General features: G+C 36.8%; 31 protein-coding genes. 25 read left to right on the forward strand and 6 right to left on the reverse strand.

The window, feature by feature from the left end:
* Positions 1-72 precede the first annotated feature (72 nt).
* The 25 genes from rplU (at position 73) to CDOM16190_RS03560 (ending at position 19,333) form a co-directional block, all read left to right on the forward strand.
* Entirely contained in the window at positions 73-387 is a 315-nt protein-coding gene (gene rplU / locus CDOM16190_RS03440) for a 50S ribosomal protein L21 (protein WP_169942268.1), read from the forward strand.
* Between the two features lie 11 nt (positions 388-398).
* Positions 399-656 carry a 50S ribosomal protein L27 gene (rpmA, locus tag CDOM16190_RS03445; RefSeq protein WP_169973408.1) on the forward strand — a complete coding sequence of 86 codons (258 nt, stop codon included), beginning with the start codon at positions 399-401 and terminating at the stop codon, positions 654-656.
* A 190-nt stretch (positions 657-846) separates the two neighbouring features.
* The gene (obgE, locus tag CDOM16190_RS03450) at positions 847-1,899 is read left to right on the forward strand and encodes a GTPase ObgE (protein WP_170018893.1); all 1,053 of its coding nucleotides are present in this window, start codon (positions 847-849) and stop codon (positions 1,897-1,899) included.
* 116 nt (positions 1,900-2,015) lie between these two features.
* Complete coding sequence (locus CDOM16190_RS03455; RefSeq protein WP_170018894.1) at positions 2,016-2,669, forward strand: NAD(P)H-binding protein; 654 nt, start codon at positions 2,016-2,018, stop codon at positions 2,667-2,669.
* A gap of 4 nt (positions 2,670-2,673) precedes the next feature.
* On the forward strand, positions 2,674-3,624 hold the full coding sequence (gene fmt, locus CDOM16190_RS03460; protein ID WP_170018895.1) for a methionyl-tRNA formyltransferase: 951 nt from the start codon (positions 2,674-2,676) through the stop codon (positions 3,622-3,624).
* 12 nt (positions 3,625-3,636) lie between these two features.
* Positions 3,637-4,272, forward strand: a complete 636-nt coding sequence (locus CDOM16190_RS03465; RefSeq protein ID WP_170018896.1) for a biotin--[acetyl-CoA-carboxylase] ligase — start codon at positions 3,637-3,639, stop codon at positions 4,270-4,272.
* On the forward strand, positions 4,269-5,051 hold the full coding sequence (locus CDOM16190_RS03470) for a ParA family protein (RefSeq protein WP_169973401.1): 783 nt from the start codon (positions 4,269-4,271) through the stop codon (positions 5,049-5,051). Before CDOM16190_RS03465 ends, CDOM16190_RS03470 begins: the two co-directional genes overlap by 4 nt.
* A 3-nt stretch (positions 5,052-5,054) precedes the next feature.
* Positions 5,055-5,915: a ParB/RepB/Spo0J family partition protein gene (locus tag CDOM16190_RS03475; protein WP_170018897.1), complete on the forward strand. Its 861-nt coding sequence runs from the start codon at positions 5,055-5,057 to the stop codon at positions 5,913-5,915.
* Between the two features lie 99 nt (positions 5,916-6,014).
* Positions 6,015-6,437 carry a FoF1 ATP synthase subunit B' gene (locus tag CDOM16190_RS03480; RefSeq protein WP_170018898.1) on the forward strand — a complete coding sequence of 141 codons (423 nt, stop codon included), beginning with the start codon at positions 6,015-6,017 and terminating at the stop codon, positions 6,435-6,437.
* A 9-nt stretch (positions 6,438-6,446) separates the two neighbouring features.
* Positions 6,447-6,956: a F0F1 ATP synthase subunit B gene (locus CDOM16190_RS03485; protein ID WP_170018899.1), complete on the forward strand. Its 510-nt coding sequence runs from the start codon at positions 6,447-6,449 to the stop codon at positions 6,954-6,956.
* On the forward strand, positions 6,956-7,486 hold the full coding sequence (locus tag CDOM16190_RS03490) for a F0F1 ATP synthase subunit delta (protein ID WP_170018900.1): 531 nt from the start codon (positions 6,956-6,958) through the stop codon (positions 7,484-7,486). Before CDOM16190_RS03485 ends, CDOM16190_RS03490 begins: the two co-directional genes overlap by 1 nt.
* 13 nt (positions 7,487-7,499) lie before the next feature.
* Positions 7,500-9,020, forward strand: a complete 1,521-nt coding sequence (gene atpA / locus CDOM16190_RS03495; protein WP_502707502.1) for a F0F1 ATP synthase subunit alpha — start codon at positions 7,500-7,502, stop codon at positions 9,018-9,020.
* 9 nt (positions 9,021-9,029) lie between these two features.
* Complete coding sequence (gene atpG / locus CDOM16190_RS03500) at positions 9,030-9,917, forward strand: ATP synthase F1 subunit gamma (protein ID WP_170018901.1); 888 nt, start codon at positions 9,030-9,032, stop codon at positions 9,915-9,917.
* 12 nt (positions 9,918-9,929) lie between these two features.
* A complete protein-coding gene (atpD, locus tag CDOM16190_RS03505; protein WP_170018902.1) occupies positions 9,930-11,327 on the forward strand; it encodes a F0F1 ATP synthase subunit beta in 1,398 nt (465 codons plus the stop codon).
* 19 nt (positions 11,328-11,346) lie between these two features.
* Positions 11,347-11,736, forward strand: coding sequence for an ATP synthase F1 subunit epsilon (gene atpC / locus CDOM16190_RS03510; RefSeq protein WP_170018903.1), 390 nt, complete (start codon positions 11,347-11,349; stop codon positions 11,734-11,736).
* The gene (locus CDOM16190_RS03515) at positions 11,736-12,311 is read left to right on the forward strand and encodes a MotA/TolQ/ExbB proton channel family protein (RefSeq protein ID WP_170018904.1); all 576 of its coding nucleotides are present in this window, start codon (positions 11,736-11,738) and stop codon (positions 12,309-12,311) included. The genes atpC and CDOM16190_RS03515 overlap by 1 nt, the downstream gene beginning before the upstream one ends.
* Before the next feature lie 4 nt (positions 12,312-12,315).
* Positions 12,316-12,708 carry a biopolymer transporter ExbD gene (locus CDOM16190_RS03520; RefSeq protein WP_170018905.1) on the forward strand — a complete coding sequence of 131 codons (393 nt, stop codon included), beginning with the start codon at positions 12,316-12,318 and terminating at the stop codon, positions 12,706-12,708.
* The gene (locus tag CDOM16190_RS03525) at positions 12,701-13,525 is read left to right on the forward strand and encodes a TonB C-terminal domain-containing protein (RefSeq protein ID WP_170018906.1); all 825 of its coding nucleotides are present in this window, start codon (positions 12,701-12,703) and stop codon (positions 13,523-13,525) included. The genes CDOM16190_RS03520 and CDOM16190_RS03525 overlap by 8 nt, the downstream gene beginning before the upstream one ends.
* A 10-nt stretch (positions 13,526-13,535) precedes the next feature.
* A complete protein-coding gene (gene tolB, locus CDOM16190_RS03530) occupies positions 13,536-14,810 on the forward strand; it encodes a Tol-Pal system protein TolB (RefSeq protein ID WP_170018907.1) in 1,275 nt (424 codons plus the stop codon).
* Positions 14,811-14,861: 51 nt separating this feature from the next.
* Positions 14,862-15,383 carry an OmpA family protein gene (locus CDOM16190_RS03535; RefSeq protein ID WP_170000674.1) on the forward strand — a complete coding sequence of 174 codons (522 nt, stop codon included), beginning with the start codon at positions 14,862-14,864 and terminating at the stop codon, positions 15,381-15,383.
* Between the two features lie 6 nt (positions 15,384-15,389).
* Positions 15,390-16,262, forward strand: a complete 873-nt coding sequence (locus tag CDOM16190_RS03540; protein WP_170018908.1) for a tol-pal system YbgF family protein — start codon at positions 15,390-15,392, stop codon at positions 16,260-16,262.
* A gap of 61 nt (positions 16,263-16,323) precedes the next feature.
* Positions 16,324-16,971 (forward strand): FKBP-type peptidyl-prolyl cis-trans isomerase, encoded by a 648-nt coding sequence (locus tag CDOM16190_RS03545; RefSeq protein WP_502707243.1) that lies wholly within the window; start codon positions 16,324-16,326, stop codon positions 16,969-16,971.
* 9 nt (positions 16,972-16,980) lie between these two features.
* Positions 16,981-17,907, forward strand: a complete 927-nt coding sequence (fabD, locus tag CDOM16190_RS03550; protein WP_170018909.1) for an ACP S-malonyltransferase — start codon at positions 16,981-16,983, stop codon at positions 17,905-17,907.
* Positions 17,904-18,587 (forward strand): 5'-methylthioadenosine/adenosylhomocysteine nucleosidase, encoded by a 684-nt coding sequence (locus CDOM16190_RS03555; RefSeq protein WP_170018910.1) that lies wholly within the window; start codon positions 17,904-17,906, stop codon positions 18,585-18,587. The genes fabD and CDOM16190_RS03555 overlap by 4 nt, the downstream gene beginning before the upstream one ends.
* Positions 18,584-19,333, forward strand: coding sequence for a tRNA 2-thiocytidine biosynthesis TtcA family protein (locus CDOM16190_RS03560; protein ID WP_170018911.1), 750 nt, complete (start codon positions 18,584-18,586; stop codon positions 19,331-19,333). The genes CDOM16190_RS03555 and CDOM16190_RS03560 overlap by 4 nt, the downstream gene beginning before the upstream one ends.
* Here the strand turns inward: CDOM16190_RS03560 and recO are convergent, their stop codons facing one another.
* From recO to accD, 6 genes are read right to left on the reverse strand one after another with little or no spacing between them, the layout of a single operon-like run.
* A complete protein-coding gene (recO, locus tag CDOM16190_RS03565) occupies positions 19,334-19,948 on the reverse strand; it encodes a recombination protein RecO (RefSeq protein WP_170018912.1) in 615 nt (204 codons plus the stop codon). It lies immediately after the preceding gene.
* Positions 19,949-20,875 (reverse strand): tRNA dihydrouridine synthase, encoded by a 927-nt coding sequence (locus CDOM16190_RS03570; protein ID WP_170018913.1) that lies wholly within the window; start codon positions 20,873-20,875, stop codon positions 19,949-19,951.
* Positions 20,872-21,873 (reverse strand): LapA family protein, encoded by a 1,002-nt coding sequence (locus tag CDOM16190_RS03575; RefSeq protein ID WP_170018914.1) that lies wholly within the window; start codon positions 21,871-21,873, stop codon positions 20,872-20,874. Before CDOM16190_RS03575 ends, CDOM16190_RS03570 begins: the two co-directional genes overlap by 4 nt.
* Before the next feature lie 9 nt (positions 21,874-21,882).
* A complete protein-coding gene (dksA, locus tag CDOM16190_RS03580) occupies positions 21,883-22,239 on the reverse strand; it encodes an RNA polymerase-binding protein DksA (protein ID WP_170018915.1) in 357 nt (118 codons plus the stop codon).
* 9 nt (positions 22,240-22,248) lie between these two features.
* The gene (locus CDOM16190_RS03585) at positions 22,249-22,704 is read right to left on the reverse strand and encodes a 23S rRNA (pseudouridine(1915)-N(3))-methyltransferase RlmH (RefSeq protein WP_170018916.1); all 456 of its coding nucleotides are present in this window, start codon (positions 22,702-22,704) and stop codon (positions 22,249-22,251) included.
* Positions 22,705-22,707: 3 nt separating this feature from the next.
* Positions 22,708-23,613, reverse strand: coding sequence for an acetyl-CoA carboxylase, carboxyltransferase subunit beta (gene accD, locus CDOM16190_RS03590; RefSeq protein ID WP_170018917.1), 906 nt, complete (start codon positions 23,611-23,613; stop codon positions 22,708-22,710).
* Positions 23,614-23,708 lie beyond the last annotated feature (95 nt).

Genomic DNA, 23,708 nt, shown 5'->3' on the forward strand with positions numbered 1-23,708 from the left:
CTTACAACCAACAAAGCTCCAGAAATCTTTTTTAAAAGTGCTTTTTGGTAACTTACCAAAGAAGGGATAGCAATGTCAAAATATGCTATTATAAAACACGGCGGAAAGCAGTATAGAGTGAGCGAAGGTGAATACCTTAAGCTTGATCGCTTTGAAGCCGAGCCAAAAGCAAACATCGAAATAAACGAAGTTTTAGCTCTTGGCGGAGATGAAGTGAAGGTAGGTGCGCCATTTGTTAAGGGTGCAAAAGTTGTCTTAGAGGTCGTAAATTTAGGTAAAGACAAAAAAGTCGTGATCTATAAAAAACGCAGAAGAAAAGACTCTAAATTAAAACGCGGTTTTAGAAGACAATTTACTCGCGTTAAAGTTTTAAGCATACAAGCCTAAGGAGATAAAGTATGGCACACAAAAAAGGTCAAGGTTCAACCCAGAATAACCGAGATTCCATCGGTCGCCGCTTAGGCGTTAAAAAATTCGGAGGCGAATTTGTTCGCGCCGGCAATATCATAATCCGCCAAAGAGGCACAGCAACTCACGCCGGAAGCAACGTAGGTCTTGGTAAAGATCACACGATATTTGCGCTTATCGACGGATATGTAAAATTCGAGAGAAAAGATAAAACAAGAAAAAAAGTTTCTGTTTATCCGGCTGCTTAAATTTTAGGAGGGCTTAGCTCTCCTTTTCTTCATTAAATTTTTACAAAAATATTTTACTCTTGCTGCTAAATCAAATTAAATACCGTTATGTTATAAATTTATGTTAGGCAGATTTATAATTGTGAGAATTTTAAAATCAAATTTTAATCAACAAAAAGATATAATGAAAAGAAAATTTTAAGGTAAATTTATGTTTATAGATAGTGTAAGTTTGACATTAAGCTCGGGTCACGGCGGAGCGGGTGCGGTTAGCTTTCGTCGAGAAAAGCACGTTATACTAGGCGGACCTGACGGCGGAGACGGCGGAGACGGCGGAGATGTGTATTTTATCGTTGATAACAACACTCACACATTAGCCGCATACAAAGGTAAGCGTGCATTAAAGGCTCAAAACGGAGAGCCTGGCATGGGACGTAGAATGACTGGTAAAAAAGGCGAAAATTTAGAGCTTATCGTTCCTCCTGGAACCGCCGTATACGATGCCGATAGCGGCGAGCTTTTGCTTGATTTAACGCAGCAGGGCGAGCGAAAGATGTTTTTAAAGGGCGGCAAAGGCGGACTTGGTAACGTTCATTTTAAAAGCTCGACCAACCAAGCTCCTGAATACTCTCAAAAGGGCACTCCTGAAGAAATTTGTAATGTGCGTCTTGAGTTAAAGCTGATCGCCGATGTGGGGCTTGTGGGCTTTCCAAATGTTGGTAAATCAACGCTTATATCAACCGTTTCAAACGCCAAACCGCAGATTGCCAACTATGAATTTACGACACTTACACCAAAGCTCGGTCTTGTAGAAGTTGATGAATATAACGGCTTTGTTATGGCGGATATCCCCGGTATTATTGAAGGAGCAAGCGACGGAAGAGGGCTTGGAGTCCAGTTTTTAAAGCATATTGAGCGGACTAAAGTTTTACTTTATATGCTAGATCTTGCCAACTACCGAACCCTTGAAGAGCAGTTTGGCACTCTTAAAGCAGAGGTTAGCAAATTTTCAAGCGAGCTTGGTGGCAGGGATTATGCTATCGCACTTACTAGGCTTGATGCTTGCGAAGAGGTGGATAAAATTTCGGGCTTCATTAAGAGTCTTGGGCTTGGAAATGATCTTTTAAGCTACAAGCAAGACGTATATGAATTTGATGCTGCCAAGCCGTTTTTCATCATGCCGATATCGTCTGCAAGCGGGGAAAATATAAATGAGCTTAAATTTAACCTGCTTGAGCTTTTGCAAAAAGACAAATTCAAATAGTTCGTTTGGTCAAATTTTGTGCTTAAATTTGCTTTTTATAAGCCAAATTCTCACAAATAAGAGCTATTGTTTTAAAATTTTACGGCTCCAAAATACAAAAGAGAAACGGAGAAGATATGAGCGGTCATAAAACAGCCTTAGTAGTAGGGGCGACAGGAGTCGTCGGACGCGAGATAGTAAGGCAGCTTTGCGAGGATGAGGATTATTTGAGGGTTTTTGTCTGGACAAGACGTGATCTTGATTTTGCGCACGAAAAACTAGATATAAAAAAGATTGATTTTGACAAGATAAGCGAGATAAAGCCGTTTTATGTGGATGAAATTTACTGCGCACTTGGCACGACTTTAAGAAAAGCCAGAAGTAAAGAGCGGTTTTTAAAAGTGGATGTAGAGTATGTGAAAGAGGTTGCCAAATGGGGTAAGTTATCAGGTGCGAAGAGCTTTTCGATGATATCTTCGCTTAAGGCCGATGTAAATTCAGGCGTATTTTATTTTAGAGCAAAAGGCGAGGCTGAAAATGCGGTTAAAGAGCTTGGATATGACTCTTTGATGATATTTCATCCCTCGCTTATCAAGGGTCAGCGAGAGGAGTTTAGGGTTTTTGAAAATTTCATGATAACCATGTTTAAATTGATACCTAAAAAATTCTTTTCGTCCATGCGACCTATGAGTGGAAAGCAGATCGCGCAAGCGGTTTTGAAAGTGGCCAAAAACCCGCCTGCGGGAGCTAAAATTTACCGCCCGCAAGATGTAATTAAAACTAACGGATAGAGATATGAATGTAATTTTTATGGGAACGCCCGAGTATGCGGTCAAAATTTTAGACTCTATGGTTAAATTTAACACCAATCAACTTAGCTTAGACGGCGCTAAAAAAGAGCCGAAATTTAATATCGTAGCCGTTTTTACCCAGCCTGATAAGCCCGTGGGCAGGAAGCAGATACTAACTCCTAGTAGCGTTAAGATTTATAGCGAGGCAAATTTGCCCACTGTACCGATATTTCAGCCAAAGACTTTGCGAGATGAAGCGGTGGCTCGGCAAATTTCAAGCTTGAAGCCTGATTTTATAGTTGTGGCGGCGTATGGAAAAATTTTGCCTAAGAGCATACTTGACATCGCTCCTTGTATAAATTTGCACGCTTCGATTTTGCCGAAATACCGCGGCGCAAGTCCGATTCAAAGCGCGATTTTAGAAGGCGAAAAACAAACCGGAGTAACGGCTATGCTTATGAACGAAGGGCTTGATACAGGCGATATGCTTGATTTTGCCTATACGAACTGCGAAAACAAAATGGCGCAAGAGCTTTTTAGCGAACTTGGCGATATGGCGGGCGAACTAATAGTAAAAACGCTCTTAAATTTTCAAAATTTAACCCCTATCAAGCAAGACGACAACCTCGCAACCGAATGTAAAAAGATACAAAAAACGGACGGGCTTTTTAGCTTTAACGAAGATGCACATGAAATTTATAATAAATTTAGAGCGCTTACTCCTTGGCCGGGAATTTATCTTGAGAGTGGACTTAAAATTTTATCTTTGGAGCTATTTGAAGGCTCAAGCGGTGAAGCAGGAGAGATTTTAAGCATTTATAAAGATAGTTTTGTAGTGGGGTGCAATAGTGGAGCTGTTAAAATTTACTCTCTGCAAGAACCTGCCAAAAAGGCCGTCGATGCAAATTCTTATATAAACGGCAAACGCCTTAGAGTAGGCGATAAAATTTTATGATAAGAGCTGATTTTGGTAGTTGAATTTGTTGATTCAATCCCGTCAACACAGGAATTTGTCTGCGAAGGCGTGCGAGCAGGAGCGATAAAGTCGCCTTTTATGATCGTTGCAAACGAACAAACCAAAGGTATAGGCAGCAGAAATAACGAGTGGCAAGGATTTAGAGGGAATTTGTTTTTTTCTTTTTGTGTAGATAGGAGCTTTTTGCCAAATGATCTGCATGAGGCCTCCATATCTATATATTTTTCGATGATTATGCGTGAATTTTTAGCTTCGCAAGGTTCTGAAATTTGGATTAAGTGGCCCAATGATTTTTACATAGAAGATAAAAAAATAGGCGGAACAATTACTTCAAAGATAAGTGAAAATTATATTTGCGGTATGGGCTTAAATCTCGTCGGTGCACCAAAAAATGCGGGTATTTTGGATATACAAATTAGTCAAAATGAAGCAGTTTGGGGATTTTGTGAATTATTAGAAAAAAAGATTTTATGGAAGCAGATTTTTAGCAAATTTAGGTTAGACTTTCAGAAATCAAAAAAATTCATCACGCATATAGACGGGCAAGAGATATCGCTGCAAGATGCAGAAATTTGCGATGATGGAGCTATTTTAGTAAATGAAAAAAGGGTGTATTCTTTAAGATGAGCGAGATAATAACCATAGCAAACCAAAAAGGCGGTGTAGGCAAAACGACCACAGCGGTAAATTTGGCGGCTTCTTTGGCGGTTGCGGAAAAGAGAGTTTTACTCATAGATATCGATCCTCAGGCAAATGCGACTACGGGAATGGGCTTTAGCAGAAATGACTATGAATACAATATCTATCACGTTTTAACAGGGCGCAAGAAGCTTTCTCAGATAGTTCTAAAAACCGAAATTCCTACACTTTTTCTAGCTCCTTCAAACATCGGTTTAGTGGGTATCGAGCAGGAATTTAACGATCAGAGCAAGGATTACAAACTAATCCTTAAAAATAAAATCGCAGAAGTTTTACACGAGTATGATTTCATCATCATCGATAGCCCGCCCGCACTTGGCAGCATAACCGTAAATGCTTTAAGTGCAAGCGATAGCGTGATTATACCTATACAATGCGAATTTTACGCACTTGAAGGATTGGCGCAAATTTTAAACACGGTTAAAATAATCAAAAAAACTATAAATCCAAAGCTTGCCATAAAGGGCTTTTTGCCGACTATGTACAGCTCTCAAAACAACCTTTCAAAAGAGACTGTGGCGAATTTAAAGCAGCATTTTGAAAACAAGCTGTTTAAACTAAGAGACGATAGTGAGGATTTTGTGATCGTGCCTAGAAATGTAAAGCTTGCCGAGTCTCCAAGTTTTGGTAAGCCGGTGATACTCTATGATATCAAATCTCCAGGCTCTCAAGCCTATCAAAATTTAGCTTACGCGATTTTAGGATAAAAGATGGCTAAAAAGAGTAGTTTGGGACGTGGATTAGGCGCGATACTTGAGGATGTTGAGCTTGCTTACAAAGCAGAATTAAGCGGCGGAAATCGCGATATAGTAACCGAAATCGATCTGAATTTAATAACCGAAAACCCTTATCAGCCACGAAAACACTTCGATGAAACAGCCTTAAAAGAGCTAAGCGAATCAATAAAAAGACACGGACTTATCCAGCCTATAATCGTCATACAAAAAGATGACGGATATATGCTGATAGCCGGCGAAAGAAGATTTAGAGCGACTAAAATTTTAGGCGCCGAGAAAATAAAAGCCATAGTTGCCGATATCGAGAGTAAAAATTTAAGAGAACTTGCACTTATTGAAAATATCCAAAGAGAAGATCTTAATCCTATCGAGCTTGCAAATTCATACAAAGAGCTAATTGACGAGTATAAGATCACTCAAGAAGGACTTGCAAACATCATACATAAGAGCAGAACTCAGATAACAAACACAATGCGGCTTTTGTCTTTAAGCCTTCATACTCAAGATTTCATAAAAGAAGGAAAGATAACTCAAGGACATGCTAAAGTAATCGTAGGGCTTGAGCCAAATGATGAAAAGATGGCTGTCGATACGATAATCGGACAGAGATTGAGCGTTCGCGAAACTGAAAATTTGGTTAAAAATTTAAAAGACAAAAGCAAAGGCTCACAAAAAATCGGTTTTAAAATCGATGAAAAATACGCTAAAAAACTTGACGATTTAAAAGAGCTGCTTGAACAACTCCATATAAAATCAAAAATAAAAAACAGAAATTTGATACTTGAATTTAAAGATATATCGGATATTGAGAAATTTATATATAAAATAAGATAGAAATTTGCTAATAAATTTAGCTTATTTTTTCTTTTAATATTGTAGAATAAACCGATTTTTTGTTTTTACACAAAATATACAGAGTCATAAGGAGATTTAATGTTACAAGTCGATTTGCCATTAGTAATTCTAACGGCAGTGGTTTTTATAGGACTTATCATTATTTTAAACTCAATCCTCTATCAACCTCTGATTCATTTTATTGATTCGAGAAATGAGGCTATTAAAAATGATGAAGAAAGTGCTATTAAAAATACAAGCGATCTTAGTGTTCATGAGGCTGAGATTGAGCAGATAATTATGTCTGCCAGAAATGAAGCCGGTAAAATCAAACAAGAGGCTTTAAACGCAGCAAAAGAGAGTGCAGCAAAAATAATAGAGCAAAAGCGCGCTACTTTAGAGGCTGATTATGAGGCATTTATGCAAAATTTGCAGACTCAAAAAAATGAGTTTAAGTCTGATTTGATTACTAGGTTGCCTGACCTTAAGAGTGTTCTTAGAACAAAATTGGCAAGAATTTAAGGAGAGTGTATGAAGAAAATTTATCTTATTTTGCTTGTTCCGTTTTTTGCTTTAGCTAGTGAATCTAGCGGACACAGCTATGATATAGTAGCAAGAATTCTAAACTTTTTAATGTTTTTTGGAATCTTATATTATTTTATAGCTACTCCTGTTAAAAATGCTTATAAGGCTAGAATTGAAGGTATCGCGACTAGGCTTGATAATATCCAAAAGAAGTTAAGAGAGTCAAAGGCTAAAAAGAACGATGCTCTTAAAAGAGTTGAAGAGGCTAAAAACAATGCCATAAGCCTTATTGAGACTTCTAGAAAAGAGGCTTTATTATTATGCGAAAAGATAAAAGCAGAGACTAATCAAGAGCTTTTAAGCCTTGAAAAGAGCTTCCAGGAACAAAAAGAATTTGAAAGAAGACGTGCCGTAAAAAACGTTGTAGTTGAAATTTTAAATGAAGTTTTTGAAAGCGATAGCCTTAAAATCGATAAAAACGAACTTGTTAATATTGTTCTTAAAAAGGTTGGCTAATGAAAGAGTTGATAGCAAAAAAATATGTAAAAGCTTTAATGGCTGATCTTAACAGAGATGATCTTGAGAAATTTATAAGCGATCTAGATGTTGTTGTAAGTGCATTTAATATTAATAAATTTAGAAACATTATAACTTCTCCTAGTGTAAAAAATGATAAGAAAATCGATCTTGTATTATCTTTTTTAAGTAGTAATAATTCTAAAATTATAAATTTTATCAAGCTTTTAGGCGAGAATAAAAGGCTTGATATCTTGCCTGATATACTTAATGAGCTTGCAGTGCAAAAAGCTCAAATGGATAATATTTTCCGTGGCACAATCTATGGAAATTTTGAGATTGATCAATCTCAAATTACTGAGCTTGAAAAAAGCTTTTCTAAAAGATTTAATGCAAAAATCATGTTAGAAGCTGTAAAAAGCGATTATAACGGTATAAAAATAGAGTTGGACGATTTGGGTGTGGAGGCTAGTCTTTCGATAGATAGACTTAAATCTCAAATGACTGAATATATATTAAAAGCAATTTAAAAGGAGAAAAAGCGTGGTTGCAACTAAAATAAAAGCAGATGAAATTAGCGCTATCATCAAGGAAAGAATCGAAAATTTCGATCTTAGTGTTGATGTTGAAGAGACAGGTAAAGTTATCTCGGTAGCAGATGGAGTTGCGAATGTTTATGGCCTAAAAAATGTTATGGCCGGCGAGATGGTTGAGTTTGAAACGGGCGAAAAAGGTATGGCTCTTAACTTGGAAGAGAGTAGTGTCGGTATAGTTATCCTTGGTAAAACTGATAACATTAAAGAGGGAAGTTCGGTAAAACGCCTAGCTAGACTTCTTCGTGTCCCTGTGGGTGATGCCCTTATAGGACGTGTTGTAAACTCTCTTGGCGAGCCAATAGACGCAAAAGGTCCGATTGACGCTAGTGAGACAAGATTCGTTGAAGAAAAAGCAAAAGGTATCATGGCTAGAAAATCTGTTCATGAGCCGCTTCAAACAGGTATTAAAGCTATTGATGCACTTGTTCCAATCGGACGTGGACAACGCGAGCTTATCATTGGTGACCGCCAAACAGGTAAAACCACCGTAGCAATCGATACTATCATCAATCAAAAAGGCCAAGATGTAATTTGTATATACGTTGCTATCGGACAAAAACAATCAACCGTCGCTCAAGTTGTTAAAAAACTTGAAGAGTATGGCGCTATGGACTATACTATAGTTGTAAACGCAGGCGCATCAGATGCTGCAGCGCTTCAATACCTTGCTCCGTATGCGGGCGTAACTATGGGTGAATATTTCCGTGACAATTCACGCCACGCATTAATCATTTATGATGATCTTTCAAAGCACGCTGTAGCATACCGCGAAATGTCTTTGATTCTTCGCAGACCTCCAGGACGTGAAGCATATCCTGGTGACGTTTTCTACCTTCACTCAAGACTTCTTGAGCGTGCAAGTAAGCTAAATGATAAGCTAGGTGGCGGTTCGCTTACTGCGCTTCCTATCATCGAGACTCAAGCAGGTGACGTTTCTGCGTATATTCCGACAAACGTTATTTCTATTACGGATGGTCAAATTTTCCTTGAGTCGGATCTTTTTAACTCAGGTATTCGCCCTGCGATTAACGTTGGTCTATCTGTTTCTCGTGTTGGTGGTGCGGCTCAGATTAAAGCTATTAAGCAAGTTTCAGGTAACTTAAGACTTGACCTTGCGCAATACCGTGAGCTTCAAGCGTTTGCTCAGTTTGCGAGCGATCTTGACGAGAGCTCAAGAAGACAGCTTGAGCGTGGACAAAGAATGGTTGAGATCTTAAAACAACCTCCATACAGTCCTCTTCCTGTAGAAAATCAAGTAGTTCTTATTTTTGCTGGTGCTAAGGGTTATTTAGATGATATTTCTGTAAGTGCAATCAATAAGTTTGAATCAGAACTATATCCTTATATAGAGGCGAAATATCCTGAAATTTTTGAACAAATTAGAACAAAAAAAGTACTTGATAAAGAGATTGAAGAGCTTTTACATAAGGCACTAAAAGACTTTAAAGCAACATTTGCTGCTAACTAAGGTTAAGATATGTCAAATTTAAAAGATATAAAACGAAAGATCAAAAGCGTTCAGAACACTCAAAAGACGACGCGTGCGATGAAGCTCGTATCTACTGCTAAACTTAGAAAAGCAGAAGATGTGGCTCGTCACTCTAGAGTATATGCGTTTAAGATCAATGAGGTTTTATCAGAGATTGCATATAAGATCAATCAATACGGCTCTGTTGATTCGGAGAGTAAATTCTTTAACACTAAAAATAGTGTAGAGAAAGTTGATATTATCTTTGTAACAGCTGATAAAGGGCTTTGCGGAGGCTTTAATATTCAGACTATTAAAACCGTTAGAAATATGATAAATGAATTTAAGGCCAAAAAAGTTAAGATCAGGCTAAGGGCCATTGGCAAAAAAGGAATAGAATTCTTTAACTTCCAAGGCATAGAACTTCTTAAAACTTATGTTGGATATAGCTCATCTCCTACTTACGAGAAGGCTCAAGAAGTCATAAAAGAGGCTATTGATGATTTTATAAACGGAGTTACCGATAAGGTTATTTTAGTTCATAACGGCTACAACAATATGATATCTCAGCAAATTCGCATAAATGACATCGTGCCTGTTGAGCCGCCTAAGATAGTTGAGGTTGAGACTAACTCTTTAATGGAATTTGAGCCTAGCGATGATGACGGTAAAATTTTAGACGAACTACTTAAAAAATATTTTGAGTATAGTATGTATTATGCGCTTGTCGATAGTCTTGCTGCAGAGCATAGTGCTAGAATGCAGGCAATGGATAATGCAACAAATAACGCAAAAGAGCGCGTTAGAGAGCTGAATCTGGCTTATAATAAAGCTAGACAACAGTCTATTACCACTGAGCTTATCGAGATCATCAGTGGCGTTGAATCAATGAAATAAAAAGGAGTATTAATGAAAGGTATTATTTCTCAAGTAATGGGACCTGTCGTTGATGTCGATTTTAGCGAGTATTTGCCAAAAATCAACGAGGCCATTGAGGTAAATTTTGAGGTGGAAGGCAAAAAGAATAAGCTTGTTCTTGAAGTTGCCGCTCACTTAGGAGATAACCGCGTAAGAACGATCGCTATGGATATGAGTGAGGGTCTAACTCGTGGTCTAGAGGCTACTGCTCTTGGAGCGCCTATTACGGTTCCAGTTGGTGAGAAAGTTTTGGGAAGAATTTTTAACGTTATTGGCGATTTAATTGATGAAGGTGAAGATCTTAATTTTGATAAGAGATGGTCTATTCACCGCGATCCTCCTCCATTTGAAGAGCAAAGCACTAAGAGTGAAATTTTTGAAACCGGTATTAAGGTAGTTGACCTTCTTGCTCCTTATGCAAAGGGTGGTAAGGTTGGACTATTCGGTGGTGCCGGTGTTGGTAAAACGGTTATTATTATGGAGCTTATTCATAACGTTGCATTTAAACATAGCGGCTACTCCGTATTTGCAGGCGTTGGTGAGAGAACTCGTGAAGGAAATGACCTTTATCACGAGATGAAAGAGTCCAACGTTTTGGATAAAGTTGCCTTATGCTATGGCCAGATGAACGAACCGCCGGGGGCAAGAAACAGAATCGCGCTAACAGGTCTTACTATGGCTGAGTATTTTAGAGATGAGATGGGGCTTGACGTTCTTATGTTTATCGACAACATCTTTAGGTTCTCGCAATCAGGTTCAGAGATGTCAGCGCTTCTTGGACGTATCCCTTCAGCTGTTGGTTATCAGCCTACACTTGCAAGTGAAATGGGTAAATTCCAAGAGAGAATTACATCAACCAAAAAGGGTTCAATTACATCTGTTCAAGCTGTTTATGTTCCGGCAGACGACCTTACAGACCCTGCTCCTGCGACAGTTTTTGCTCACCTTGATGCTACTACGGTTCTTAACCGTGCTATTGCAGAGAAGGGAATTTATCCTGCGGTTGACCCGCTTGACTCAACTTCACGTATGCTTGATCCGCAAATTTTAGGTGGAGAGCACTATAAAGTTGCACGCGGTGTTCAGGCTGTTTTACAAAAATATAAAGATTTACAAGATATTATTGCGATTCTTGGTATGGATGAGCTTAGCGAAGAGGATAAAGTTACAGTTGATAGAGCAAGAAAGATAGAAAGATTCTTGTCTCAGCCATTCTTCGTTGCGGAAGTCTTTACAGGAAGTCCCGGAAAATATGTAAGCCTAGAAGAGAGCATTGCTGGCTTTAAAGGAATTTTAGATGGTAAATATGACGATCTTCCTGAGGCAGCGTTTTATATGGTTGGAAATATAGACGAGGTAATGCAAAAAGCTGAAAAACTTAAAGGCTAAAATTTAATAAGGAAGCGTAATGAATAAATTACATTTAGAGATTGTGACGCCTGAAGGACTTGTATTTTCAAATGATGTTAAAAGCGTGGTTTTGCCTGGAAGTGAAGGAGAATTTGGTGTTTTACCAGGGCACGCATCTTTGATATCTTTGCTAAAAGCTGGTCTTATAGATATAGAAAACGAAGATAAAAATCACGATATTGTAGCTATAAATTGGGGATATGTGAAAATTGATGAAGGCAAGGCGGTTGTCCTTGCCGATGGCGCAGTGTATGTATCAGGAAGCTCTGAGAGTGAGTTAGCTCACTCTCTTGAAAAGGCAAAAGATCTTATTCAAAGCATGAGTAGTGAGACAAATGCATTTGCGGCAACAGTTGCAAAACTTGATAGTATGGCGAGAGCTAAATAGTGGCAGGTCTTGATATATTTTTAAATTATTATTCAAGAAGTAGCTTTATAACTATTTTTGTTCTTGCTTGGCTATCGCTATATTTTATTATAAGTTTTACCATACTTTTTTCTCGTATGGTAGAACTTGCCTTATGGAAAAAAAGAGAGCAAAATGCTTTAGAATCACTGTTTATGGGTTCTAAAGTAATTTCGAACGACTCTTCTTTAAAAAGATGTGCCTCCGGTAAAATTTGTAAAGAAAAACTTGGTATTTGTATAAGTATGGCAGAAAAAAATGCCACAAGCGGTGTTACTTGGCTTGGGATTATTGCATCTACATCGCCTTTTATTGGACTTTTTGGCACAGTTGTGGCAATACTTGAGACCTTTTCAAAACTTGGTCAAGGAGGAAATTCGTCCCTTGGAGTAATAGCACCCGCCATATCCGAAGCTCTTGTAGCTACAGGAGCAGGTATTTTTGTCGCAATTCCTGCATATACCTTTAGTTTGCTTCTCAAAAGAAAGGCGTATGAGCTTATGAGTATTGTTAGAAGAGAAGCTGATATGTTAATCGCAAACAAAGAAGAGAGCTAAATTTATGATAAATCTCGAAGAGACCCCAGAGCTTAATATCACCCCTTTGGTTGATATTATGCTTGTTTTGCTCGCGATACTTATGGTGACTACTCCGACTCTTGTGTATGAAGAGCAGATAGTATTGCCTGACGGATCCAAGACGAAAACACTCTCGGCTGAGCAAAAGAATCTAACTGTTATAGTGGATGCTCAAAGAAAAATTAGAATAGATCAAAGCACTATGAGTCTTCAAGAGTTGCCTGATAATATAGCTCTTTTAAGTGCGAAATATGATAAAAATTCAGCTGTTTATATAAAGGCTGATAAAAATTTACTATATGATGATGTTATGTTTGTATTAAAAAGTATCAAAAATGCCGGATTCTCAAAGGTAGCACTCCAAACGAATGGATAAAATTTTAGAGCCAAAATTTAATACTTTTAGCTACTTTATACTCTCTTTTATTCTGTATATTTCTATTGTGAGCGGTATTTTTATAAAACTTACATATTTTAGAAGCGAAGAACCTAAAAAATATACCGATACAAAAGATGCCTTTATGGATATTATGATAGTTGAGCGTGAGCAAGATATAGTAGTAAAGGCTCCTGAAAAAAAAGAAGAAGTGGTAAAAGTAGAGGAGCCTGAAAAAAAGATTGAAGAGGTTAAAGAGGAGCTAAAGCTAGATACTACAAACAAACCTTTAGAGCCAGAGGTAAAGCCAGAGCCTGAAATTGTCCAAAAAACAGAAGAGCCGAGCCTAAAGGATCTTTTTAAGGATATAAACATATCTAAGCTTAAAGACGATAAGGTTGTAAAAAAGACCGAGTCTTTAAAAGAGCAGAGCAGAAAAAAGCCTGAAAAAAATCAATCTCAAAACTCTCAAAAAAAGGCAAGCGATGTTATAAATGCATTAAAACTTGATAAAGTAGCGAAAGCTCCTAAAACGCAAATGACAGGCGAATATCACCCTTATTTCGGGCAGATTGAAAGAATTTTGCAGGCAAAATGGAGTGCTTATAAAGCTGATTCAAACGATAATGCTGAAGTTGAAATTAGTATAGATTTGAGTGGAAATTTTAGTTATGATATTAAAAAATTATCATATAATAGCGAATTTAATGACAAGGTCAGGGAATTTTTACAAAGTATGACCTTTGAAAAATTTCCGCCTTCCGAGTTAGGAAGGACAGTTACTCTTAAAACCACACTGGTAGATAAAATAGAATAATGGAGGAAAAATGAAAAAAATTATTTTGATACTGAGTTTTGCTTTAGGCTTATTTGCCGCCGACGCTACCATATCTATTATAAATAAAGGTATGGTTTTGCCTAAAATAGTGCTTCAAGATGCTACGACTATGGTTTCTGATCAGGCATTTAAAAACAGATTCCATAAGATTATGTTAGGCGATTTAAAGGTAAGCTCTGATTTTGAAGTAGTAGATGAGTATATAACTAGTAGCTATGAGGGAGATTCTGATACGAATGTTATGAGTCACAAAAACGCTCAGTTGATTTTTAGATACGCTCTTGAGGGTTTGCCAAACACATCTCTTGTCTTAAGAGTTAAGCTAATAAATGCTAAAACCGCGACCACTCAATATGAGAGAATTTACACTATGAATGACGGTGCTAAATTTCCATTTTTGGCGCATAAGGCAATAGTCGAGCTTGTAAATGAGCTTAAGATGCCTCCTGTAAATTGGATGGAAAAATTTATAGTTTTTTCCAAATCTACAGGATCTAAACAGAGCGAAATTGTAGTGGCTGACTATACTTTAACCTATCAAAAGGTGCTTGTTAGGGGAGGACTTAATATATTCCCTAAATGGGCGGGAGCCGATCAGAAAGCATTTTATTATTCAGACTACAGCGGCTCTAAAATAATTTTATATAAATTTGATATAGCAACAGGTCAAAAAACTAAAATTTTAGATACTAAAGGCGGTATGCTTGTGGCTTCTGACGTTAGCCAAAGTGGCGATAAGATGCTTCTTACTATGGCGCCTCAAGATCAGCCTGATATATATCTATATGATTTAAATTCTAAAAGACTTTCTCAGGTTACAAACTATATCGGCATAGATGTAAATGGAAATTTTGTGGATAATGATACTAGGGTAGTTTTTGTATCAGACAGATTGGGTTATCCTAATATTTTTTCACAAAATATAGCAGGAGGTGCTGTCGAGCAGATGGTATATCACGGTAAAAACAATAACTCTGTAAGTACATATCAAAACTATATAGTTTATTCAAGTAGAGAGAATGAAAAAAGTGAATTTGGAACCAGAGATTTTAATATCTATATGATTTCAACCAAAACAGACTATATAAGGCAGCTTACCGCAAGCGGAAAGAATTTATATCCTAGATTTTCTAGCGACGGACAAAGTGTAGTGTTTATTAAGGAACTTGGAGGTCAGAGCTCACTAGGAATAATACGCATAAATGAAAATAGGAGTTTTCAATTTCCTCTAAAGATAGGTAGAATACAGTCTATTGATTGGTAATCTTATTAAAAAAATATGATATAATCACTAAAATTTTTGCAAAGGATTAAAATGAAAAAAGTAGCTTTAGCTTCTGCTGTTGTCGCAGCTTTACTAATGAGCGGTTGTAGCTCAAAAGCCCCTGAGGTTGATATGAGTGCTGATTCTAAACAAGGTAGCGTATCTACCATGGGTTCTAGCGATAGCATGATGAGTGCTAGCGATAAATTACAACAACTAATATCTATGGTTGAAGGACATGTTAAAAACGTATATTTTGATTTTGATAAATTTAATATTAAAAGCGATATGCAATCGGTTGTAAACATGAATGCTAGTGTATTTAACCATGCAGATGCAAAAAATTTAACTATTAAAGTAGAAGGAAACTGCGACGAGTGGGGAAGTGATGAGTATAACTACGCTCTTGGTCTAAAAAGAGCAAAGGCTACAAAAGATGCTCTTGTAAAACAAGGTGTTGCTGCTGATAGAATTACCGTTGTTAGTTATGGAGAGAGCAATCCTATTTGTACAGATAAAACAAAAGCTTGCGACGCACAAAATAGACGTGCCGAATTCAAAGTTCTTCCGTAATAAAATATGACAAATTTAAAGAAAATAGCGACTCTGTCTTTTGGAGTCGCTATTTTATACTCTGCTGAAATTTCAGTATTTGATGCCGGTAATTTAGATAGCACAAACCCTTATGGTCTAACCGATAGTGAAAAAGTTCTGCTTAAAAATAAGCAACGCGTAGAAAATTTAAGCAGAAACATGGGTGATGTAGAGTCTAGTTTAAGCGGGGCACAGGAGAGAATTGAAGGTCTGCAAAGTATTATGGACGGCATTAATGAGCGAATATCCAGGTTAGAAAAACGCATAAACGATCTTGAAGCCCAAACAATAAATAAAGAAGATAGTCTAAAAAACGATCTTGAAGTTCTAAAAAAATACTCTGAAGAGACTAGGGCGATTCAGGAAACCAATAATAAAAAAATTACAAAAACTCTTAAAGACCTCGGCACACTTATAGATAAATCAAATGCAGCAAAAGAAGAGTCAAAATCCACAAAAAATAGTTCCGAAGAGTCAAATAAACAAGCCTCATCAGATTTTACTAAACAAAAAATTCGAGATGTAGAAGCTGATGCAAAGAAGCTTTTTGATACAGGGAAGCTAGATGATGCAAGAGCTAGATATGAATTCTTGATAACCAAGGGGCATAAGCCAGCCGCTGCAAATTTCTATCTTGGCGAAATTTCATATAAACAAAAAGCATACAACAATGCTATAAAATATTATCAACAAAGCATAGCTCTTTATGATAAGGCTGACTACATACCAAAACTACTATATCATACTGCAATCAGTTTTGATAAGATTAATGATACTCAAAGTGCAAATCGATTTTATAAAGCATTGAAATTAGGCTATCCTGAAAGTAAAGAAGCCAAAGCATCTCCTGATAGATAAGTCAATTTACATTAATAAATTTACGATATAATCATACTTATTTTAATTTTTAGGAGAAAGTGTGAATCAAGTTATATCTATGTTTTATGAGCTAAAAGACGCTAAGACAGGTGAAATTTTAGAATCTAACATGCAAGAAGGCGGTCAAATTTCATTTTTGACAGGTAGAGGACACATAATACAAAAGCTAGAGGATGAGGTTAGCTCACTAAAAGCCGGAGATACAAAGAGAGTTATTATAGAAGCGGCCGATGCTTGCGGACTTTATGATGAGAGTGCTCTTCAAAAATTACCAAAAGAACAATTTGCTGGCATTGAGCTTAAAGAGGGAATGGAGCTATTTGGACAAGGAGAGGACGGCTCAAACGTTCGCGTTACCGTAGCAAAAATAGACGAAAATGAAGTCACTGTTGATTTTAATCACCCTTATGCTGGTAAAGACCTAGAGTTTAACGTTCAAATAACAGAAGTTAGAGAGGCTACTGAAGATGAGATAGCTACTGGTGTTGTTGCTCATGCTCATGCTTGCGGATGCGGTAGTGGACATGGAGACAAAGAGGGTGGCTGCTGCGGAGGTCATGGCCATGATCATGAAGAAGGCGGATGTTGCGGTGGCGGACACCATCACCACGATGATGAAGGTGGATGTTGTGGCGGAGGACACCACCATAATGATGGTGGCGGATGCTGCGGAAAACATCATCACTAAGAAACTATAATGAAATTTTCTTTTATATTCCCTGGTCAGGGGTCTCAAGCCATTGGAATGGGCAAAGAAATTTATGAAAATTTCAATGAGGCTAAAGAGCTTTTGCATAATGCAAGTGATGCTCTTAGCGTAGATTTCAAGAAGCTTCTTTTTGAAGAGAACGAGCTGATTAATCAGAGTGAGTTTACTCAGCCTGCAATAGTTTTAAATTCTTTAATGTGCTATTTGGCTCTAAAATCAAAATTAAATTTAGAGCCAAATTTCAGCCTCGGACACTCTCTTGGAGAGTTTAGTGCCTTGGCTGTAAATAGCGGATTTGACTTTGTAGATGCACTTAAGGTGGTAAATATCAGAGGCAAGCTTATGCAAGAGGCTTGCAATGGTAAAGATGTGTCTATGATGGTTGTTTTAGGACTAAATGATCAAATTGTCGAAGAAATTTGCGTAGGCGCTCAAAAAGATGGTTTGCAAATTTACGCAGCAAATTACAACTGTGATGGACAGATAGTCGTAGCCGGAGTTAGAGAGCATTTGGCTAAATTTGAATCAGTATTTAAAGAGGCTGGGGCAAAGAGGGCTATGCTTTTAAATATGTCTGTTGCCAGCCATTGCCCTATTCTTAGTAGTGCAAGCATAGGTCTTGTTAGCCATCTTGAGGCGACATTAAAAGATAAATTTAAAAGTGTTATATCTAACGCAACTGCTAAACCATATAGTAGCAAGAATGAGGCTTTAAATTTATTAAAAGATCAGCTTGTAAAACCTGTTTTATATAAACAAAGTATTCAAAATTCACAAAGTGAAATTGATATTTTTGTAGAATTTGGTTCAAGCGTGCTAAAAGGGATCAATAAAAAGATCACTGATAAACCGACCTATTCTATAACGGATATTAAGAGCTTGGATGAATTTTTAGTATTTTTGGAGGGTAAATGATAGCGATTTTGGGGGCGATGCCTGAAGAGATCACTCCGCTTTTAGATGTTTTAAAAGATTATGAAGAGATACGCTATGCAAATAATGTCTTTTATTTGGCTAAATTTAAGGATAAAGAGCTTGCAATAGCATATTCAAAAATAGGTAAAGTAAATGCCGCCCTGACGGCTACAATAATGATTGAAAAATTTAAGGCTCAAAAACTACTTTTTACAGGTGTTGCCGGCGCTTTAAATGAAAATTTAAAAATTAAAGACATGTTGTATGCCGAATCATTGGTGCAGCATGATCTTGACATTACAGCGTTTGGTCATCCGCATGGATTTGTGCCAGGTACAAGTATATTTATGAAAAGCGATGGAAATTTAAATGTCCTGGCTACTAAAATTGCTAAACAAAAGGGAATAAATTTAAAAAGCGGAATTATAGCTACCGGAGATCAGTTTATTTGTGAACAAAGTAAAAAAGATTGGATAAAAAATACATTCAAAGCCGATGCTACAGAGATGGAAGGTGCCAGTGTAGCCCTAGTATGTGAAAGCTTAAATGTGCCATTTTTTATTTTAAGGGCTATAAGTGATGAGGCTGGAGGTGGAGCGGAGTTTGATTTTGACGAATTTTTACAAAGCTCTGCTAATATAAGTGCTGATTTCATCCTCTCTATGATTGAGGAGTTATGATAGAGCTTAGCAAAAAGCTCCTTCGCATAGTCGGTCAGACGAATGCGAAATACAAGATGTTTGAAGAGGGCGATAAAATTTTACTCGCCCTAAGCGGTGGCAAGGATAGCATGACACTTGCCCATTTGCTTAAGCATTTTTGCTCGGTAAGTCCGCTTAATTGGCAGTTTGAAGCAGTTACTGTGACTTACGGTATAGGTGAAAATCTTGAACCTATAAAAGAGCATTTTAAACTATACGAAATTCCTTACAAAATTATTGACACTCAAATTTTTGAATTCGGTAGAGAGAAAATTCGTGAAAATACGACATTTTGCAGCTTTTGCAGTCGTATGCGTAGGGGCTATCTCTACACTTATGCTCTTGAAAACGGCTTTAATAAAATTGCGATCGCTCATCATCTTGACGATGCAGCGGAGAGTTTTTTCATGAATTTTACCTATAACGGCGCGCTTAGGACTTTGGCTCCAAGATATAAGGCTGAAAACGGACTTCATATCATTAGACCTCTTATACTTGTGCGAGAGCGTCAAATTCGCGATTGTGCGATCAAAAATGAGCTTCCCTTGATGAATGAAGAAGAGAGCTGCCCTGCTAAGCAATACGGCGGCAAATCGCCTCGCGCAAGAGCTGAAACCAAAGCTATGCTAGCAAATTTAGAGAGTGAAAATCCTAAATTTTTTGTCTCTTTAAAGGCTGCGTTTGAAAATGTTCATTTGGATACATTTTTTGGCGCTGATGAATAACTAAAAACCTTGTAAAACTATGCTGTAAAGCTCGTTTACCTCTCTATCATCTAGTAAAATCGTAGATTTTTTCTTAAATAGATGTTGAATTTTTTCAAAATTTAGATTTAAATTACCAAAACAATTTGGGTGAGATGGTAAAAATCCTCTTGTTAAGGATATAAAGCCTTCTATTTTTTCATCGCAAACAAAGCAGGTTGGTTCATCGTGAAGCCTTCCTTCATGCTCTAAAATTCGCACATAAGCCTCTATAATAAGGCGTTTCGGATTTTGTTTTAAGAGTCTTTGGGCACAAATTTCAATCTCTTGAAAGTATATCTCATCAATATTCTCTACATCTTTTAAGTGTGCGTAAAATAATCGCATAAATTGCTGCCAAATTATTAGGCGCTCTCGTAAAATCAGCCAGCTAAAACCAAGGTGTAGCACGCTTCTAAGGTGAGGCAAAAAATTTGCGCTCTCTACAAGCTCAAAATCTATTTTGTATCCTTGCATGATACTAGGATGGCGTGCTCCGTAAAACCTGTAGCATTTAATAAGCGAATTTGAAGTCAAAAGATAGACGATCATATCCTCATCTTTGACTTTTTGTGTGTGGATTATGTAGCCTTGCATTTAGATTGTAAAGAAAGCCTCAATCTTATCTCTCATAAGCTTCATATTATTTATTCTATTAACTTCGTCTCTAAAACTGCTTGCGCCATCAATTCCTTTAGAGTATTGGTGCAAATGTTTTCTAAAAATAGATACTCCATAAGTGCCATAATGAGCTATCATAGCATCAAAATGAGCTAATATAATATCTTTCTTTAACTCACTGCTTACTTTATTTGTAGTTTTTATTTCGTGAAATATCCATGGCTTGCCTATACTGGCACGCCCTATCATAATTGCATCGCAACCAGTTATTTTAAAAACTTCAGCTGCATTTTTTTCGTCTATATCTCCATTTGCAACTACTGGGATTTTAACAGATTCTTTGGCTCTTTTTATAGCATTATAATCGACTTCCGCACTGTATCCACCCACTCTTGTTCTTCCGTGAATACTTATAAAATCAGCTCCTGCGTCTTGTGCGGCGAGGGCTAAAATTTCAGGCATCTTCTCGTCAAACCCAAGACGCATTTTTACGCTTAGCATGCTTTTGTTTGATGTCTTTTTTATCGTTTCTACTATTTTTTTGAGATTGTCTATATCTTTTAGAAGTGCCGAGCCTGCACATTGCTTAACTACTTTTGGAACAGGACAGCCACAGTTTAGATCTATGCCGTCTATACCGTCAAATTTGTTTATGATCTCGACTGCTTTTTTGATAATTTCGCTATCACTTCCTGCGATTTGAACGATATATGGAGTCTCCTCTGGAGATTTTTTAAGCATTTCAAGCGTTTTATCGGAGCCTTCATAGACAAGTGCGTTTGCGCTTATCATCTCGCTAACCGTCACATCGCATCCAAAACGCTTGACTACGCTTCTTAGAGGTAGATCCGAAAAACCAGCTAAAGGTGCAAGAAAAATAGGTTTTTTGCTAAAATCTATCATCTAAAAAGCATATTTGCAGGTACCATTCTGCCATTTTCTCTAAGGTAGAGTAAAATTCTAAAATTTTGATACTCATAAGGGTCTGAATTTTCTAAAATTTCACGAATACGCTCTATCATTTGAAGCTCAAATAGCACATACAAATATGCCTCTTCCGCATCTTGATGAGAACTCTTTAATCTTTCAAATATTCCCATAAGAGTATCTGGAGTTAATTTATCTTTTAAAACTATAGCACTGTGGTTATACTGCTCTTTTGTGATTTGGTGATGGTTTAGAATCTCAAAAATTTCTTCACTATTCATATCTATTTCATCGTTTACAAAACGATCTATCATGATTATGACCTCTTCACCACTCTTTTCAAATCCAAATCTTTTAATATCTGTAAAAGAGCCAAGCCTGATGAGCTTTTCGTTAGCTTTTTTTGAAATTTCATCATTTAACTCTTGGTAGCTTTTTACTACTTCAACGAAGTAGTTTGGTATCTTTTCTAGTTTGTTTAGCTCATTTTGTATAAATAGCTTATTGTCTTTTGGTAGTTTAAATTTCTTTAGATCCATAACTTCGCCATTTTGCACGCTTTTTACAATTTTGACAACATTGTCTAGCTCATCGTTACTAACTGCAATTTCGTTATATTTTTTCCAAGGTGATAAAATTTTAGTTATCTGCAAAGGTGTTTTGTAAAGCTCTGTTTTAAACTCTTTGTTTGTATCAAGACCTAAAAAAACTTCTTTTGCTAGCTCGTTATAAAGATGCTCGTCTTTTTTTATTGAGCGTTTAAATACATATATTTCAAATCCATGATATGCAATATGGACTATGGAGAGTATAGCAAATATAGCAATAGGGATTACTATCCATGCAGCAAGTGGAAGAGTAAGTGAATACTCAAGAAAGTTAAAAGTATGCTCTGAGGCATCTAGTGAATATACAAAAATGCCGACTAATACTATATAAATTAAACTATAAACTATAAAACGTCTAGTTTTCATAACAATCCCCTATTTTTTAGATGTTTTTTCGACTATCTCTCTACAAACTATACAATATCTTGCATGAGGTTTTACTTTAAGTCTTGGTATTCCAATATCTTCTTCACACATTTCACAAATTCCGTAAGTCTTGTTGGTTATCTTGCTAAGGGCTACGTCTATAGCGGCCAATTCGTATCTTTGTTGCGCACTTATTGATTGTTCTATTAGCTGATCGGCATTTACTGTTGCTATGTCAAATTCATCGCTTATGCCACTATCTCTTAGGCCTGCCATCTCGTTACTTGCATCAAGTATATTTTTCTTGATCTGGATTTTTCTCTCTTCTAAAATAGACTTAAAAAGTTCTAGATCGCTTTTGCGCATCTGTTTCCTTTACTTATGATATGGGTGATTTGCATTTATACAAAGAGCCCTAAAAATTTGTTCAAAAAGTACTAGTTTGGCTATTTTATGAGCCATTGTAAGAGGGCTCAGACTTATAATTTTATCCACTTTTTGTTTGAAATTTTGACTAAGCCCATAAGCTCCACCTATAAAAAATGAAATTTGCGAATTGCTTTCTAAAATTTTAGCAAATTGAATACTATCAAGCTTTTCGCCCTTTTCGTCAAGTGCTATACAAAAACCCTTTAAATTTGGCTCATAAATATCATCATAGCTTTTTAATGCCGATTCGCTTCCGGCACTTTGAGCTTTGGCGATTTTTTCATTGAATATAGTCAAATCAGAAATTTTGGCAAATTTTGATGACATTTTTATATACTCTTTTATCTCGTTTTCAAAGTTATCAGCTTTGGATTTTTGTATCGAGAACACAGAAATTTCCAATGCCTACTCTTCCTCTTCATCATTATCATTGTTTTGCAAAATAAGCTCGGCACTCTCTTCTTTTACAGGCTTAGAATTCGATAGAAGCCTTATCATATCACTTACAAATTTTTTATGATCTTTTCTTTCAACTATAGCGTCTATCAGTCCGTGTTCAAGCAAAAATTCAGATCTTTGAAATCCTTCCGGAAGATCTGAGCCTATAGTTTGCTTGATAACTCTTTGCCCAGCAAATCCTATAAGTGCGCCAGGTTCTGCTATGATAATATCTCCAAGCCAAGCAAAACTAGCACTAACTCCACCCATTGTAGGATCTGTTAGTATCGATATATAGGGTACCTTAGCCTCATCAAGCAGTTTTAGTGCTGCGGAAGTCTTTGACATCTGCATTAAAGAAAATGTGCTTTCTTGCATTCTTGCTCCGCCTGATGCCGAGATTATTATAAGCGGGTGTTTTTTGTCTATGGATCTTTTGATAGCTCTAACTATCTTTTCACCTTCTACTGAGCCTAGGCTTCCACCCATGAAACTAAAGTCAAAGACCACAAGCTGTACGTCCATATTGTCTATTTTTGCTTCGCCGCATATTACGGCACTGCTTCTTCCAGTTTTCTCTTCGCTCTCACTGATACGCTTTTTGTATGATTTTTTATCCACAAATTTAAGCGGATCTACAGGTTTTAAGTTTTTATCAAATTCTACGAAGGTTTCAGGGTCGCATAAAAGCTCTATTCTTCTTTGAGGTTTGAGTCTCATATGGTATCCGCATTTCGGGCATACGTTAAAGCAGGCTTCTACCTCTTTATAATACATTAATGAGTGGCAGCTTTCGCACTTTACCCAGTGCGCAGGAGCTTCACTCGGAGATGATTGATTTCTTGTTTTTGAAAAAATATCTAAAAAGCCCATTTTCTACCTACTTAAATATAAAAATTATGCGATTATATCTAATTTTAGCATTGTATTTGCTTATATTTGATTGTTAAATTAGTTAAATTTAAATT

Source organism: Campylobacter sp. RM16190 (assembly GCF_012978835.1).
Classification (GTDB): Bacteria; Campylobacterota; Campylobacteria; order Campylobacterales; family Campylobacteraceae; genus Campylobacter_A.

What these genes read in the sequence shown, in the direction of transcription:
- rplU (WP_169942268.1), top strand. Translation starts at nt 73, where the DNA reads ATGTCAAAATATGCTATTATAAAACACGGCGGAAAGCAGTATAGAGTG.
- rpmA (WP_169973408.1), top strand. Translation starts at nt 399, where the DNA reads ATGGCACACAAAAAAGGTCAAGGTTCAACCCAGAATAACCGAGATTCC.
- obgE (WP_170018893.1), top strand. Translation starts at nt 847, where the DNA reads ATGTTTATAGATAGTGTAAGTTTGACATTAAGCTCGGGTCACGGCGGA.
- CDOM16190_RS03455 (WP_170018894.1), top strand. Translation starts at nt 2,016, where the DNA reads ATGAGCGGTCATAAAACAGCCTTAGTAGTAGGGGCGACAGGAGTCGTC.
- fmt (WP_170018895.1), top strand. Translation starts at nt 2,674, where the DNA reads ATGAATGTAATTTTTATGGGAACGCCCGAGTATGCGGTCAAAATTTTA.
- CDOM16190_RS03470 (WP_169973401.1), top strand. Translation starts at nt 4,269, where the DNA reads ATGAGCGAGATAATAACCATAGCAAACCAAAAAGGCGGTGTAGGCAAA.
- CDOM16190_RS03475 (WP_170018897.1), top strand. Translation starts at nt 5,055, where the DNA reads ATGGCTAAAAAGAGTAGTTTGGGACGTGGATTAGGCGCGATACTTGAG.
- CDOM16190_RS03480 (WP_170018898.1), top strand. Translation starts at nt 6,015, where the DNA reads ATGTTACAAGTCGATTTGCCATTAGTAATTCTAACGGCAGTGGTTTTT.
- CDOM16190_RS03485 (WP_170018899.1), top strand. Translation starts at nt 6,447, where the DNA reads ATGAAGAAAATTTATCTTATTTTGCTTGTTCCGTTTTTTGCTTTAGCT.
- CDOM16190_RS03490 (WP_170018900.1), top strand. Translation starts at nt 6,956, where the DNA reads ATGAAAGAGTTGATAGCAAAAAAATATGTAAAAGCTTTAATGGCTGAT.
- atpG (WP_170018901.1), top strand. Translation starts at nt 9,030, where the DNA reads ATGTCAAATTTAAAAGATATAAAACGAAAGATCAAAAGCGTTCAGAAC.
- atpD (WP_170018902.1), top strand. Translation starts at nt 9,930, where the DNA reads ATGAAAGGTATTATTTCTCAAGTAATGGGACCTGTCGTTGATGTCGAT.
- atpC (WP_170018903.1), top strand. Translation starts at nt 11,347, where the DNA reads ATGAATAAATTACATTTAGAGATTGTGACGCCTGAAGGACTTGTATTT.
- CDOM16190_RS03520 (WP_170018905.1), top strand. Translation starts at nt 12,316, where the DNA reads ATGATAAATCTCGAAGAGACCCCAGAGCTTAATATCACCCCTTTGGTT.
- CDOM16190_RS03525 (WP_170018906.1), top strand. Translation starts at nt 12,701, where the DNA reads ATGGATAAAATTTTAGAGCCAAAATTTAATACTTTTAGCTACTTTATA.
- tolB (WP_170018907.1), top strand. Translation starts at nt 13,536, where the DNA reads ATGAAAAAAATTATTTTGATACTGAGTTTTGCTTTAGGCTTATTTGCC.
- CDOM16190_RS03535 (WP_170000674.1), top strand. Translation starts at nt 14,862, where the DNA reads ATGAAAAAAGTAGCTTTAGCTTCTGCTGTTGTCGCAGCTTTACTAATG.
- CDOM16190_RS03540 (WP_170018908.1), top strand. Translation starts at nt 15,390, where the DNA reads ATGACAAATTTAAAGAAAATAGCGACTCTGTCTTTTGGAGTCGCTATT.
- fabD (WP_170018909.1), top strand. Translation starts at nt 16,981, where the DNA reads ATGAAATTTTCTTTTATATTCCCTGGTCAGGGGTCTCAAGCCATTGGA.
- CDOM16190_RS03555 (WP_170018910.1), top strand. Translation starts at nt 17,904, where the DNA reads ATGATAGCGATTTTGGGGGCGATGCCTGAAGAGATCACTCCGCTTTTA.
- CDOM16190_RS03560 (WP_170018911.1), top strand. Translation starts at nt 18,584, where the DNA reads ATGATAGAGCTTAGCAAAAAGCTCCTTCGCATAGTCGGTCAGACGAAT.
- recO (WP_170018912.1), bottom strand. Translation starts at nt 19,948, where the DNA reads ATGCAAGGCTACATAATCCACACACAAAAAGTCAAAGATGAGGATATG.
- CDOM16190_RS03570 (WP_170018913.1), bottom strand. Translation starts at nt 20,875, where the DNA reads ATGATAGATTTTAGCAAAAAACCTATTTTTCTTGCACCTTTAGCTGGT.
- CDOM16190_RS03575 (WP_170018914.1), bottom strand. Translation starts at nt 21,873, where the DNA reads ATGAAAACTAGACGTTTTATAGTTTATAGTTTAATTTATATAGTATTA.
- dksA (WP_170018915.1), bottom strand. Translation starts at nt 22,239, where the DNA reads ATGCGCAAAAGCGATCTAGAACTTTTTAAGTCTATTTTAGAAGAGAGA.
- accD (WP_170018917.1), bottom strand. Translation starts at nt 23,613, where the DNA reads ATGGGCTTTTTAGATATTTTTTCAAAAACAAGAAATCAATCATCTCCG.